A 12,974-nucleotide genomic window follows, 5' to 3' on the forward strand; every position below is an offset into this window, starting at 1 on the left:
TATTGCACCATTGTGGCAGCGCCCGATTGCGCTTGCCGGCGGAAAGGTCAAACTCCGGTCATTTCGGAATCAAATGGGACCATAGCCCGCATGGATCAAGCGCCAGCAGCTATGATAAAGATAGTTATCGGCGGGTGCCGCGCGCGCCGTTCACTTGCGCGCTGCGGGCGCGCGCGGCGCGCTGGCGGCCGCGGCCGCCGCCTGGCGTGCGAGCTGATCGAGCGGCTTGACGGCGCCGCAATCGGCGCCCAGCCACTTCATCTGGGTTTCGGTGGCCGACGTCTGGCGCGCGCCGGCCTTGTCGGTGCGGGTGGTGTCCAGGCGGGTGGTGACCCGATCGCCGGCCACCGTGGTTTCGCCCTTGCCCGTCATTGTGCCGCCGCCGCGCGGCTTGCAGGCCAGCTCGAAGCGGGTGCGGTTGCCCTCGCGCTCGATCCTGGGCGGCTCGCAGTCGGCGCCGGCCGGGCGCGGCACCAGGGGCTGCTCGCGCGCCGCCATCTCGGGGCTGATGCACAGGCGTTGCGTCAGCGGCTCGGTGCCCCGGTTGGCCAGCGCCCCGCCCACCTGCCTGCGCTGCTCGGGCGTCATCTTGGCCAGCATGGCGCGCATCTGCTCGTCGGCCTGGCGCATTTGCGGCAGCATGTCCTTGCCGTCCATCGTCATGCGGATGGGGCGCGTTTCCCACAGGCCCGCCTTGAGGCCGCCGGCCGCCTGGGCGGCGCCCAGCGCGCCGAGGGCAATGAGCGCAATCGCAGCCTTTTTCATGTCGTTCGTTCGATGTGAATGAAAGGCCGCGATGGTACAGCGGCGCGCGGCGTGCTGCCGGGTGTCAGGCGGCCAGCCTCTCGTCGGCTTTCTGGTCCTTGCGGTAGACCTCGTAGACCAGCACCGGGACGCCCAGCTCGCCCAGATGCTGGCGAATCAGCGGCTTGACGTCGGCCCAGTTGAGCCCGCCCACACCCGTGGCCAGGCGCGGCAGCGCGATGCTGCGGATGCCCTCCTCCTGCACCAGTTTGGCCAGCGCCCGCAGCACCTGGTTGACGTCCTCGGTGCTGGCCTTGGTGGGCCGCGCCGACTTGGCCTGGCTTTGCATGCCCTGCGTGAGCAGGTTGACGATGGCGCGCGTGCTGCCGTCTTCATTGATGCCGCGCCAAAGCCATATTTCGCCCGTGCGGGGCTCCTTGGCGTGCATGGCGTGGCGGTAGTCGCGCACCAGGGAGGGAAAGCGCTCGCGCAGCGCCAGCGCCAGCCCCGAATCGAACGGCTCGTGCGTGGCAATGCCGTGCGCGATCAGTTGCGCGTCGCTCAAAAGAATGTCGCCTTCGACATCACGGATCATGGTGCTTCTCCTTGCATCACAGTTGGAAATTCGGCTTGCTTTCACCATAGCCCCGCCCTGGGCCGCGCGGCTTGAGGCGAGTCAAGCGCAGCCGCCGTCTGCGGCGAAAAAACCACGAAGCAGGGACAATACGCCGCCATGACAGCCCGAGCCCCCGAATTGCTGCTGCCCGCCGGCAGCCTGGACAAGATGCGCGCCGCCTACGACTTCGGCGCCGACGCGGTGTACGCCGGCCAGCCGCGCTACAGCCTGCGCGCGCGCAACAACGAGTTTCGACTGGAGGCCCTGCAGCAGGGCATTGCCGAGGCGCATGCGCGCGGCAAAAAGTTCTTCGTCACCAGCAACCTGCTGGCGCACAACGACAAGCTGCGCACCTACCTGCGCGACCTGGAGCCGGTGATCGCGCTTGCGCCCGACGCGCTGATCATGGCCGACGCAGGCCTGATCATGCAGGTGCGCGAGAAGTGGCCGCACGTGCCGATCCACCTCAGCGTGCAGGCCAACACCACCAACTGGGCGGCGGTGAAGTTCTGGCAGCGCGTGGGCGTGGCGCGCATCATTCTCTCGCGCGAGCTGAGCCTGGCCGAGGTGGAGCAGATCCGCCAGGAGTGCCCCGATATGGAGCTGGAGGTGTTCGTGCACGGCGCGCTGTGCATCGCCTACTCGGGGCGCTGCCTGCTGTCGGGCTACTTCAACCGGCGCGACCCCAACCAGGGCACCTGCACCAACGCCTGCCGCTGGAACTACAAGACGCAAGACGCGGACGTGGACCCCAACACCGGCGAGGCGCTGGCGCGCGGCGAGCAGTTGCAGGGCTTTTCCTTCGGCGCCGAGCAGGAGCGCGCCGACGAGGCCGGATCGGGAAGACCCACACGCCACCCCGCCGCCGACAAGGTGTACCTGATCGAGGAAGAAGGCCGCCCCGGCCAGCTGATGCCCATCATGGAGGACGAGCACGGCACCTACATCATGAACAGCAAGGACCTGCGCGCGGTCGAGCTGGTGGAAAAGCTCGCCCGGATCGGCGTGGATTCGCTGAAGATCGAGGGCCGCACCAAGAGCCAGTACTACGTGGCGCGCACCGCGCAGGTGTACCGCCGCGCCATCGACGATGCGGTGGCCGGCCGCCCCTTCAACCCCGAGCTGATCACCGAGCTGGAAGGCCTGGCCAACCGCGGCTACACCAGCGGCTTTCTGGAGCGCCGCCCGGCGCAGAACTACCAGAACTACGAAACCGGGCACTCGGTGGCCACGCGCAGCCAGTTCGTCGGCGAGGTGAAGGCAGTGGCGGACGGCTGGGCCGAGGTGGAGACCAAGAACCGCTTTGCCGTGGGCGACTGGATCGAGATCATCCACCCCGCCGGCAACCGAACCGTGCAGCTCACGACCATGAAAAACGCCGAAGGCCAGGCCATCGCCGTGGCGCCGGGCAACCCGCTGCACGTGTGGATTCCGGTGGAGGGCCCGGCCGAGCACGCGCTGATTGCGCGCCTGCAGGCCCCGCCCGGCGTGCCCGCCTGAGCGGGCTCAGGATTTCCAGGTCAGCGCCAGCCCGATCACCGGCAGCGCCATGCACGCGGTGGCCAGCCAGCCCAGCCAGCGCACGCGCCGGCCGATGACGTGCTCGCCCATCACGTCGGGGCGGCTGGCCAGGCGCATCAGCACCGCCATGATGGGCACGGCCACCACGCCGTTGATGACGGCCGACCAGAACAGCTCCTCGATCGCCGTGGTGGGCGTGAAGCACAGGATCACCCCGCCCACGGTGGACGCCGCGATCACGCTGTAGAAGCCCCGTCCCTCGCCGCGCCGCAGCGTTTGCGACAGGCTGCCATGCCAGCCCGCGGCGCCCGCCACGGCATAGGCGGCCGAGCCCGCCAGCACCGGCACCGCCAGCATGCCGGTGCCGATGATGCCCAGGCCGAACACCAGGAAGGCGAAGTCGCCCGCCACCGGCCGCAGCGCCTCGGCCGCCTGCGCGGCGGTCTCGACGTCGCGCACGCCGGCGGCGTACAGCGTGGCGGCGGTGCCCAGCATGATGCAGAACGCCACCAGCTCCGAGAAGCCCATGCCGATCACCGTGTCGGTGCGGATGCGCCGCAGGTGAAACCGCACCTCCTCGGCGCTGTGCACGCCGGGCTTCTTGTCCTCCACCTCCTGGCTGGCCTGCCAGAAGAACAGGTAGGGGCTGATGGTGGTGCCCAGCACCGCCACCACGGTCAGGAACACCTGATGGTCCGTCGTCAGTTGCGGCCACACCACGGCCCGCGCCACCGCCACCCAGTCGATGCGCAGGGTGAGCACCACCGCCACGTAGGCGAACAGCGACAGCGTGAGCCACTTGAGCCAGCGCACGTAGCGCTCATACGGCAGGAACACCTGCAGCACCAGGCACAGCAGCCCGAAGGTGACGGCGTAGATGTGCGCCGAGCCGCCCACCAGCAGGCGCAGCGCCTCGCCCATGGCGGCGATGTCGGCCGACAGGTTGAGCGTGTTGGCCATCACCAGCAGGCCCACGCACACCTGCACCACCCAGCGCGGGTAGGCGGCGCGCATGTTCTCCGACAGGCCGCGCCCCGTGACGTAGCCGATGCGCGCGCTCACCATCTGGATGGCCACCATCAGCGGCAGCGCCAGTACCACCGTCCACAGCATGTTCATGCCGTACTGCGCGCCGGCCTGCGAATAGGTGGCGATGCCGCTGGGGTCGTCGTCCGCCGCGCCGGTGATCAGGCCCGGGCCGAGCTGGCGCAGGCCGCGTTGCACGCGATCGAGGGACTCGGGCTTGGGGGCACTCATGATGGGACGCGAGTATCCGCGAGTCGGTGCAGGCCGGGCGCCCGTTTGCACGCCGCCCTTGCTCCAATCCGCAAAACCTTTACACTTTGAATCAAATCACCCACGCCCGGCACCGCCACCGTCGCCGCCCCCTGCACGCATGTCCCGGATCTGCCCCCAGTGCGGCGCTGAAAATCGCGACTCCGCCAAGTTCTGCCTCAAGTGCGCGCACCAGATGGTGCCCTTGAGCGCCATGACCGAGCCCGCCGCCCTGGAACCCCGCAAGCGTCGGCGCAAGCACCGCCCCAAGGCCCAGCCCGAAGCCCCGCGCGGCCGGCGGGTGCTGCTGGGTGCCGCCGTGCTGATCGCCGTGCTGGCCGGCCTGGGCCTCTTTCTGAGGCCGTGGGGCGGCCGCGCCGATCCATCCGCGCCCGCCGCCACCCCGGCGCCCGCGCTGGCCGCAGCCCAGGCCATGCCCAGCGCATCGGCGCCCGAGCTTGCCCCAGCCCCCGAATCGGCCGCGCTCGCTCAGGCTGCCGCGGCCCTGGAGCAGTTGCAAACCCAGTCCAGTGCCATGTCCGTGGCCAGTTCCGCCAGCTCGGCCCACGCGGCCGGCACGGCCGATGCCGTCCCCACCGCCAAGCCGCCGCCGCGCCGGCGGCCCGCCAAGGCCAGCCCCGAACCCGCGCCCGCACCGCCGCCGGCCCCGGTGGTGGTGCAGCAAGCGCCCGAGCCCCCTGCCCCGGCGCCGGTGCTTGCGCCCCGGCCCGCCCCGCCACGCGAGCTGTGCGCGGACAAGAGCTTCGTGGCCAAGGGCTACTGCATGCAGACCGAGTGCGACAAGCCCGGCATGGGCAGCCACCCGCAGTGCGTGCGCATGCGCGAGCAGCAGGACGCCATGCGGCACGGCTCGGGCGAGGGCTGATCGCCCCGCACTGGCGCGCTCAACGCGCCACGCCATCCATCCACGCGGCGCGGATCAGCCGCCCGCACTGCAGCGAGTCGAAGCCGTGCCCCGCCGCATCGGGGTTGTCCGGGTCGGTGATGCGGCTGCTGTCCTTGCGCGCCACGATGCCGTACCAGCTCTTGCTGGCGTCGATCCAGGGGTAGAAGCCGAAGGCCCCCGCGCTGCTGAACGCACCGTCGCCGTTGGCGGGGTCGTCCTCCACCCAGTGGCCGATCGAGTAGTGATAGCTCTCGCTGGCCGGCACCGGCGCGTTCAGCGCCTGCGCGCAGGTGCTGGGGTTGGTGCATACCGCGTGCGTGCCCAGCGCCGCCTGCATCAGCAACTGGCCCACCAGGATCTTGCGCAGGAAGACCGCGTAGTTGTCAGCGCTGGTGGCCACGCCGCCGGCCAGCTGCGGCTGGGTGTAGGTGAGCGCGATGTCGCTGCCCAGCTGACCCTGCAGCGCCGCCGCCAGGCCCGTGTTGTCGGCCGGGCCCAGGCCGGTCAGGCTGGCGTGCTTTTCCATGTGGCCGCCGCCATAGGAGAAATAGCCGTCCGTGCGGGCCGAATACACGCCGTTGTTCTGATAGGCCACGCAGGCATCCACCGTCTGCCCCGGCAGGCAGCGCGAGAAGCTGGTGTAGCCGCTGCGGAACGTCAGGAACTTGATGTCGCTGTCCGTAAGCTGCCCCTGCCGCAGCTGCACCACGTAGGCGCCGTACAGCCACTTGGAGGCCGAGGCGATGGCCATCACGGTCGAACCGGTGTAGGCCGGTTGGCCGCCCGCCGCAGGCACCGAGCCCGACGCCAGGCGCCCGCCCACGTCACCGATCTCCCAGTAGAAAGGCTGGATCGGCGCGCAGGCGTTGGCGCTGCCTTGCGCCGTGGCCGACGCGGCGCTAGTGCGCGTGGCCAGGTCGGGGCCTGCTGGAACTGGAGCCGGAGCCGGTGCAGGCGCTGGAGCCGGCGCAGGCGCAGGCGATGGGGCCGGCGCCGGGGTATCGTCCGAGCCCCCGCCACAGGCGCCCAGGCCCAGCGTCAGCAGCAGCGCGCCGGCAGCGCACGTGGCAGATCGCCCGGCAAGCGGCAGGCGGTCGAGTCTTCCGTGGATCGTTCGCATGATGAGTCTCCTGTTGCTTGTTTTCGTATGGCACGCTCCTGGGTGCCAGGCCCGACAGTAGAGGGGCCCCGTTTCGGGCCGATGAAGCGCGCGTGCCAATGGCAACCAAATGTCACACCTGCCGCCTGCCCGTCTGGCGATGGTCTTCGGGCCACCCGCCCCACATCACCCAAGGAGACTCCCTCATGCCGTCATCCCTGCTGCGCTTGACGGCCTTCGCGGTGCAGAGGCTGATCGGCGTCTATGGGGTCATCCGCCTGTTCGGGACGTGAACCGCAGGGTCTGCACGCCCTGCGCCGTGCCCAGCAGGCACACCTGCGCCCGCTGGTGCGCGAACACGCCCACGGTGACCACGCCGGGCCACTGGTTGACTTCGCTCTCGAAACCCAGCGGGTCGGTGATCTGCAGGCCGCGCACGTCCAGGATGTGCTGGCCGTTGTCGGTCACCAGCGGCACGCCGTCCTTCAGGCGCAGCGCGGCCTGCCCTTTCATGGCCGCGAACTGGCGCACGATGCGCTGCGCGGCCATGGGGATCACCTCCACCGGCAGCGGAAAGCGCCCCAGCACCTGGACCTGCTTGCTCTCGTCGGCGATGCAGACGAAGCGCCGCGCCTGCGCCGCCACGATCTTCTCGCGCGTGAGCGCCGCGCCGCCACCCTTGATCATGCAGCCCTGGCCGTCGATCTCGTCGGCGCCGTCGATGTACACCGCCAGCTCGCCCACGGCATTGCAGTCGAACACGGGGATGCCGGCGGCCTTCAGCCGGGCGGTGGATACCTCGGACGACGACACCGCGCCAGGGATGCGCTCCTTCATCGTCGCCAGCGCATCGATGAAGTGATTGACCGTGGAGCCCGTGCCCACACCCACGATCTGGCCCGCCTCCACGTACTGCAGCGCGGCGCGCCCCACCATGGCTTTGAGTTCGTCCTGCGTCATTTGCGACAATTTCCGGCTGTTTTGAATCGACCCAAATTATCCAATGGCCCTGCTGCCCTACGGCCTGACCCGGCCCTTCTTGTTCAGCCTCGACCCCGAGACCGCACACGAGCACACCATCGCCCTGCTGGCGCGCGGCGCCGGCACGCCCCTGCAATGGGCCTGGTGCAACCCGCGCATGAGCGACCCCGTCACGCTGGCCGGCCTGCGCCTGCCCAACCGCGTGGGCCTGGCCGCCGGGCTGGACAAGAACGCCCGTGCCATCGACGGCCTGGCCGCCATGGGCTTTGGCTTTGTCGAGGTGGGCACCGTCACCCCGCTGGCGCAGCCGGGCAACCCCAAACCGCGCATGTTCCGCCTGCCGGCGCGCCAGGCGCTGATCAACCGCATGGGCTTCAACAACGAGGGCCTGCAGGCCTTCGTCGCCAACGTCAATAACTCTCGTTTCAATAGCACCTCGCGCACATCTGATGCGGGCCAGCGCCTGATTCTTGGCCTGAACATCGGCAAGAACGCGGCCACGCCCATCGAGCGCGCCACCGACGACTACCTGACGGGCCTGGCCGGCGTATACCCCTGGGCCGACTACGTCACGGTCAACATCTCCAGCCCCAACACCAAGAACCTGCGCGAGCTGCAGAGCGACGCCGCGCTGCACGCGCTGCTGGCCGCGCTCAAGTCCCGCCAGGGCGAGCTGGCCGCCGAGCACGGCAAGCACGTGCCGCTGTTCTTGAAGATCGCGCCCGACCTGGATGAATCGCAGGTGCAGGCCATTGCCGACGCGCTGCGCCAGCACGCCATCGAAGGCGTGATCGCCACCAACACCACGCTGGCGCGCGATGCGGTGCAGGGCCTGCCGCACGCGGGCGAAGCCGGCGGCCTGTCGGGCGCGCCGGTGCGCGAAGCCAGCAACCGCGTGATCCGCCAGTTGCGCGCCGCGCTGGGCAAGGACTTCCCGATCATCGGCGTGGGCGGCATTCTGAGTGGCGCCGACGCCGTGGCCAAGATCGAGGCCGGCGCCGATGCTGTGCAGATCTACACCGGCCTGATCTACAAAGGCCCGGCGCTGGTGCATGAGGTGGCACAGGCGCTGCGCGGGCACGCACGGACTTGATGCCTACAAGCCCAGCGCATCCGCCAGCGCATTCATGCGGGTGCTGACGTCACCGTCCATGGCCATGGGACGCCCCCATTCGCGCTGGGTTTCGCCGGGCCACTTGTTGGTGGCGTCCAACCCCATCTTGCTGCCCAGGCCGGCCACGGGCGAGGCAAAGTCCAGGTAGTCGATGGGCGTGTGCTCGATCAGCAGGGTGTCGCGCGCCGGGTCCATTCGCGTGCTCATGGCCCAGATCACTTCCTTCCAATCGCGCGCGTCCACGTCCTCGTCCACCACCACGATGAACTTGGTGTACAGGAACTGTCGCAGGTGGCTCCACACGCCCATCATCACACGCCGCGCGTGGCCGGCGTAGGCCTTGCGGATGCGCACCACGGCCATGCGGTAGCTGCAGGCCTCGGGCGGCAGGTAGAAGTCGATGATTTCGGGGAAGGCGCGCTGCAGCAGCGGCACGAACAGCTCGTTGAGCGCCAGGCCCAGCATGGCGGGCTCGTCGGGCGGCTTGCCGGTGTAGGTACTGTGGTAGATGGCGCCTTCGCGCCGCGTGATGCGCTCGACGGTGAACACCGGGAACTCGGCGCGCTCGTTGTAGTAGCCGGTGTGGTCGCCATACGGCCCTTCCAGCGCGTGCTGCCAGCCGCTGGGGTGCGCGGCATCGGGCTGGATGTGGCCTTCGAGCACGATCTCGGCGTGGGCCGGCACCTGCAGCGGCACGCCGATGGCGGGGGCCACTTCGGTGCGCGCGCCGCGCAGCAGGCCGGCAAATTGATACTCAGACAGGCTGTCGGGCACGGGCGTCACAGCGCCCAGAAGGGTGGCCGGGTCGGCCCCGATGGCAACGGCCACCGGATAGGGCTGGCCGGGGTTTTGCCGGCCATGCTCGGCAAAGTCCAGCGCGCCGCCGCGGTGCGCCAGCCAGCGCATGATGAGCTGGTTCTTGCCGATGACCTGCTGGCGATAGATGCCCAGGTTTTGCCGCGTCATTTGGAGGCCGCGCGTGATGGTCAAGCCCCAGGTGACGAGCGGCGCCACGTCGCCGGGCCAGCAATGCTGGATGGGCAGGCGGCTCAGGTCCACGTCGCCGCCCTCCTCCACGATCTGCTGGCACGGCGGATGGCGCAGCACGGCGGGCGCCATGCTCCACAGGGTCTTGATGAGATCGCGCCGGCCCCACAGCTCTTTCATGCCGCGCGGGGGCTCGGGCTCTTTCAGTTGCGCCAGCACCTCGCCAAAGGCGCGGATGTCGGCCAGCCCCGCCACGCCCAGCGCCCGCGCCACGCGCCCGGGCGTGCCGAACAGGTTGGTCAGCACAGGCATGGTGTGGCCCGTGGGGTTTTCGAACAGCAGCGCCGGGCCGCCGGCGCGCAGCACGCGGTCGCTGAGGGCCGTCATTTCCAGGTGCGGAGAGACGGCGTGCCGGATGCGGCGCAGCTCGCCCGCGTCCTCCAGTCGGGTCAGAAAGTCGCGCAGGTCGCGGTCGGGCATGGCTGTCACAGACCTTGCCAACGCGGAGCCAGATCGTTGTCAATGCCCAGCAGATCGAGTGCACGCGCCACGCTGTGCCGCACGATGTCTTGCACGCTTTGCGGGCGCTGGTAGAAGGCGGGCACAGGAGGGCAGACGATGGCGCCCATCTCGGTGGCGGCCACCATGTTGCGCAGGTGCCCCAGGTGCAGCGGTGTCTCGCGCGCCAGCAGCACCAGCGGGCGGCGCTCTTTCAGCATCACGTCGGCGGCGCGGGTGAGCAGGTTGTCGGCCAGGCCGTGGGCCACGGCCGCCAGCGTATGCATGGAGCACGGCGCCACCACCATGGCCTGCGCGCCGAACGAGCCGCTGGCGATGGAGGCGCCCACACTGCCGATATCGTGCGCCACGTCGGCCAGCGCGTGCACGTCGGCGCGGCCCAGGCCCAGCTCGTGCTGCAGCGTGAGCCAGCCGCTGCCCGTGACCACCAGGTGCGACTCGATCTGCGGCAGGCCGCGCAGCGCGCGCAGCAGCTCGACGCCGTACACCGCGCCGCTGGCGCCCGAGATGCCGACGATGATGCGGCGCGGTGCGGCGCTCATGGGCGAGCGAAGCGCGCAAACAACCCCGGCGCCCAGCGGCCCAGCACCGCACGCGGCGACCATTCACGCGGGTCGAGCACGGGCAGCTCCAGCGCATCCAGCGCGTTCTTCACCACCAGGCCGAGCTCGGTGTCACCCTCCATCACCAGGCGGCGGTTGAAGAACAGCGTGTCCGGGTCTTGCCTGCGCTGGGCCAGCAACAAAAAGTCCTGCGCGTTGGCGCTGATGGCCAGGTCGGTCTGGGCCTGCGGCGCGCTGGGCGTGAAGCGCTGGCCGTTCCAACGGAAGTCGAACGCCACGCGCGCGTCGCGCACGCGAATCGCCAGACGCTTGCCTTGCAGAATGTCTTTCACATCCTGCGGCAACTGCCTGGCCAGCGCCAGGTTGAGGGCGGCCACCAGCAGCATCGAGCCGGGATAGGCCGGCAGGCGCGCCAGCACGGCGCCCACGGGGCGCGGCACGGTGATGGGGGCGGGAGCGGTGGCGGTCATATGGGTTGTTTTCCTCGGGGTTCAGGCAGCGGCCGTTTCGATCAGGTCCAGCCCCGGTTTGCCGTGCCAGTAGCCGTTGCACGGGGCCTCGGGCATGAAGAGGCGCATGGCGGCCAGCGCGGCGGGGTCGGGCTGCTCGGCGCGGCGAGCGGTGTCGAAGGCGGCAACGATCTGGTCCATGTGCTGCGACTGCGGCGACAGGCGCAGGATGTCCACGCCCGCGGCGCGCAGCGCGGGGATGTCGCCAATCAGGTTGTGCACGCGCGCCGACTGGGTCTGGATGCCGTTGATGACGAGAAAGGACTCCTTCTCGCGCGTTTGCAGCAGCTGGCCGTCGGGGTGCTCGATGCAGCGAAAGCCGCAGTCGTCCTTGGGCAGGTTGTAGTGGCGCGCCGTGAAGCACCGCGCCGAGAACGCCAGCGGCATGCGGCCGTAGGCAAACACCTCGGTCTGCAGGCCCGCGGGCTTGCTTTGCAGCAGCACGGCCAGGTCGGACTGGCGCATCTCCAGCGGCATGACCCAGCGGCTGGCGCCCAGGCCATGCATCCAGGCCAGGGTGTCGGCGTTGAAGATGTTGAGCTGCGGGCCGGCCACGAAGGGCCGCTTGCCGGCCAGGTTGTGCACGGCGCCCATGTCGCCCGCCTCGACGAGGAATTCTTCATCGCGCACGATCTTGTGCATGTCGGCCACGTCGCTGGTGGATTCGAGCAGCACCATGGTGGACATCACGGCCTGCTTGCCGGCGCCCTGCAACATGCGCGCGATGTCCAGCCAGTCGCTCTGGCGCAGCTCGTGGCGGCGCGAGCACACGGCCTCGCCCAGGTAGACGATGTCCACGGCGCTTTCGGCCATGGCCTGGTAGAACTCGAAAACGGTGTCGCGGTGCCAGTAGTACTGCAGCGGACCCAAGGCTAATTTCATCATGCTGCTCTCTGATATTTCATTGCGCTACGCGCCACCCAAACCGCATGAAAGGGGCGCGCCACAGGCCAGCGGACGCCGCGCAAGGGCCGCCCCGCCGCGCTGGCGTCGTCCCCCTTCCCATAGCGCGAAGCGCGTAGAGAGAAGGGGGAAGCCGCGCAGCGGCTCAGGGGGTTGCACGTCATTTCCAGGGACGGTGGTAGGCCCCCAGCGTGTGCTGCTGGCCTTCGGCCACCTGGTCCAGGCTGGCCATCCAGGCGGTCTTGGGGGCGTACAGATGGCCCTGCGCCATGCAGTGGTCGATGGCCTCGCGCCACACCTGGGTCACCTGACCCACGTAGGCCGGGCTGCGCTGGCGGCCCTCGATCTTGAAGGCGCGCACGCCCATCTTCACCAGTTGGGGCAGCAGCTCCAGCGTGTTCAGGCTGGTGGGTTCTTCCAGCGCGTAGTACTGGCTCTCGGCGCCCACGTCGAAGCGGCCTTTGCACAGCGTGGGATAACCGGCGTTTTCGCCCGGGCCGTAGCGGTCGATCAGCACACCGTTCAGGCGCGATTCCAGCCCCTGCGGCGTTTCCTGCCAGCGCACGTGTTTGGCCGGCGAACACACGCCGTGCGTGTTGGGCGACTCGCCCGTGGCGTAGGACGACAGCGCGCAGCGCCCCTCCACCATCACGCACAGGCTGCCGAAGCCAAAGACTTCGATCTCCACCGGGGTGCGCTGCACCACCTGCTTGACCTGCTCCAGCGACAGCACGCGCGGCAGCACGGCGCGCTGGATGTTGAACTGCGCGTGGTACAGGTTGATGGCGTCGGCGTTGGTGGCCGAGCCCTGCACCGACAGGTGCAGGCGCAGCGCGGGGTGCTTGTCCACCGCGTAGCGCATCAGCCCGGGGTCGGCCAGGATCACCGCGTCCACGCCCCAGGCGCTGGCGCGGTCCAGCGCCGAGCGCCAGGGCGCCGGGTTGCTGGCCTGCGGGTAGGTGTTGAGCGCCATCAGCACCTTGCGCCCGCGCTGGTGGGCGTAGGCGATGCCGGTCTGGATGGCGGCCTCGTCGAAGTTCAGGCCGGCGAAGTTGCGCGCGTTGGTGGCGTCGCGCAGGCCCAGGTAGACGCAGTCGGCACCGTGGTCGATGGCGGTCTTGAGCGCCGGCAGGCTGCCTGCCGGGCAGACCAGTTCGGGGGCGGTGCGGGGGGATTCGGCAGGCGGGCTGGCAGTGGCGGTCACGGCAACGGTCTCGGGGACGGGCGCAAACCGGG

13 protein-coding genes are annotated in these 12,974 nt (G+C 69.7%); 3 read left to right on the forward strand and 10 right to left on the reverse strand.

Annotation, left to right across the window (positions count from 1 at the left end; translation table 11 throughout):
• Nucleotides 1–150: 150 nt before the first annotated feature.
• Both H6927_12510 and H6927_12515 read right to left on the reverse strand, forming a co-directional pair.
• Entirely contained in the window at nucleotides 151–765 is a 615-nt protein-coding gene (locus H6927_12510) for a DUF3617 domain-containing protein (GenBank protein MCP5218917.1), read from the reverse strand.
• A 64-nt stretch (nucleotides 766–829) separates the two neighbouring features.
• Nucleotides 830–1,339, reverse strand: a complete 510-nt coding sequence (locus H6927_12515; GenBank protein MCP5218918.1) for a macro domain-containing protein — start codon at nucleotides 1,337–1,339, stop codon at nucleotides 830–832.
• Between the two features lie 138 nt (nucleotides 1,340–1,477).
• Between H6927_12515 and H6927_12520 the strand changes: the two genes are divergently transcribed.
• Nucleotides 1,478–2,860: a tRNA 5-hydroxyuridine modification protein YegQ gene (locus tag H6927_12520; protein ID MCP5218919.1), complete on the forward strand. Its 1,383-nt coding sequence runs from the start codon at nucleotides 1,478–1,480 to the stop codon at nucleotides 2,858–2,860.
• Nucleotides 2,861–2,866: 6 nt separating this feature from the next.
• Here H6927_12520 and H6927_12525 read toward each other — a convergent pair whose 3' ends face one another.
• On the reverse strand, nucleotides 2,867–4,138 hold the full coding sequence (locus H6927_12525) for an Nramp family divalent metal transporter (GenBank protein MCP5218920.1): 1,272 nt from the start codon (nucleotides 4,136–4,138) through the stop codon (nucleotides 2,867–2,869).
• A 139-nt stretch (nucleotides 4,139–4,277) separates the two neighbouring features.
• On the opposite strand from H6927_12525, the gene H6927_12530 reads away from it, so the two are divergent.
• Nucleotides 4,278–5,042, forward strand: coding sequence for a zinc ribbon domain-containing protein (locus H6927_12530; protein ID MCP5218921.1), 765 nt, complete (start codon nucleotides 4,278–4,280; stop codon nucleotides 5,040–5,042).
• Nucleotides 5,043–5,061: 19 nt separating this feature from the next.
• On the opposite strand, the gene H6927_12535 is transcribed toward H6927_12530, so the two are convergent.
• Together H6927_12535 and rpiA are read right to left on the reverse strand one after the other, a co-directional pair.
• The gene (locus H6927_12535; GenBank protein MCP5218922.1) at nucleotides 5,062–6,183 is read right to left on the reverse strand and encodes a hypothetical protein; all 1,122 of its coding nucleotides are present in this window, start codon (nucleotides 6,181–6,183) and stop codon (nucleotides 5,062–5,064) included.
• 249 nt (nucleotides 6,184–6,432) lie between these two features.
• A complete protein-coding gene (gene rpiA, locus H6927_12540) occupies nucleotides 6,433–7,122 on the reverse strand; it encodes a ribose-5-phosphate isomerase RpiA (GenBank protein MCP5218923.1) in 690 nt (229 codons plus the stop codon).
• A gap of 43 nt (nucleotides 7,123–7,165) precedes the next feature.
• Here rpiA and H6927_12545 point away from each other — a divergent pair, with 43 nt between their 5' ends.
• Nucleotides 7,166–8,236: a quinone-dependent dihydroorotate dehydrogenase gene (locus tag H6927_12545; protein MCP5218924.1), complete on the forward strand. Its 1,071-nt coding sequence runs from the start codon at nucleotides 7,166–7,168 to the stop codon at nucleotides 8,234–8,236.
• A gap of 3 nt (nucleotides 8,237–8,239) precedes the next feature.
• On the opposite strand, the gene ubiD is transcribed toward H6927_12545, so the two are convergent.
• From ubiD to H6927_12570, 5 genes are all read right to left on the reverse strand, one after another.
• The gene (gene ubiD / locus H6927_12550; protein ID MCP5218925.1) at nucleotides 8,240–9,724 is read right to left on the reverse strand and encodes a 4-hydroxy-3-polyprenylbenzoate decarboxylase; all 1,485 of its coding nucleotides are present in this window, start codon (nucleotides 9,722–9,724) and stop codon (nucleotides 8,240–8,242) included.
• A 5-nt stretch (nucleotides 9,725–9,729) separates the two neighbouring features.
• On the reverse strand, nucleotides 9,730–10,305 hold the full coding sequence (locus tag H6927_12555; protein MCP5218926.1) for a UbiX family flavin prenyltransferase: 576 nt from the start codon (nucleotides 10,303–10,305) through the stop codon (nucleotides 9,730–9,732).
• Nucleotides 10,302–10,796: an SCP2 sterol-binding domain-containing protein gene (locus H6927_12560; protein MCP5218927.1), complete on the reverse strand. Its 495-nt coding sequence runs from the start codon at nucleotides 10,794–10,796 to the stop codon at nucleotides 10,302–10,304. Before H6927_12560 ends, H6927_12555 begins: the two co-directional genes overlap by 4 nt.
• Before the next feature lie 21 nt (nucleotides 10,797–10,817).
• Nucleotides 10,818–11,717, reverse strand: coding sequence for a U32 family peptidase (locus tag H6927_12565; GenBank protein ID MCP5218928.1), 900 nt, complete (start codon nucleotides 11,715–11,717; stop codon nucleotides 10,818–10,820).
• Nucleotides 11,718–11,898: 181 nt separating this feature from the next.
• A complete protein-coding gene (locus H6927_12570) occupies nucleotides 11,899–12,942 on the reverse strand; it encodes a U32 family peptidase (GenBank protein ID MCP5218929.1) in 1,044 nt (347 codons plus the stop codon).
• Between the last annotated feature and the right edge of the window lie 32 nt (nucleotides 12,943–12,974).

Source organism: Burkholderiaceae bacterium, from assembly GCA_024235995.1.
Classification (GTDB): domain Bacteria; phylum Pseudomonadota; class Gammaproteobacteria; order Burkholderiales; family Burkholderiaceae_C; genus Ottowia.

Coding starts and splice junctions, on each gene's coding strand:
- H6927_12510 (MCP5218917.1), bottom strand. CDS start 765: ATGAAAAAGGCTGCGATTGCGCTCATTGCCCTCGGCGCGCTGGGCGCC.
- H6927_12515 (MCP5218918.1), bottom strand. CDS start 1,339: ATGATCCGTGATGTCGAAGGCGACATTCTTTTGAGCGACGCGCAACTG.
- H6927_12520 (MCP5218919.1), top strand. CDS start 1,478: ATGACAGCCCGAGCCCCCGAATTGCTGCTGCCCGCCGGCAGCCTGGAC.
- H6927_12525 (MCP5218920.1), bottom strand. CDS start 4,138: ATGAGTGCCCCCAAGCCCGAGTCCCTCGATCGCGTGCAACGCGGCCTG.
- H6927_12530 (MCP5218921.1), top strand. CDS start 4,278: ATGTCCCGGATCTGCCCCCAGTGCGGCGCTGAAAATCGCGACTCCGCC.
- H6927_12535 (MCP5218922.1), bottom strand. CDS start 6,183: ATGCGAACGATCCACGGAAGACTCGACCGCCTGCCGCTTGCCGGGCGA.
- rpiA (MCP5218923.1), bottom strand. CDS start 7,122: ATGACGCAGGACGAACTCAAAGCCATGGTGGGGCGCGCCGCGCTGCAG.
- H6927_12545 (MCP5218924.1), top strand. CDS start 7,166: ATGGCCCTGCTGCCCTACGGCCTGACCCGGCCCTTCTTGTTCAGCCTC.
- ubiD (MCP5218925.1), bottom strand. CDS start 9,724: ATGCCCGACCGCGACCTGCGCGACTTTCTGACCCGACTGGAGGACGCG.
- H6927_12555 (MCP5218926.1), bottom strand. CDS start 10,305: ATGAGCGCCGCACCGCGCCGCATCATCGTCGGCATCTCGGGCGCCAGC.
- H6927_12560 (MCP5218927.1), bottom strand. CDS start 10,796: ATGACCGCCACCGCTCCCGCCCCCATCACCGTGCCGCGCCCCGTGGGC.
- H6927_12565 (MCP5218928.1), bottom strand. CDS start 11,717: ATGAAATTAGCCTTGGGTCCGCTGCAGTACTACTGGCACCGCGACACC.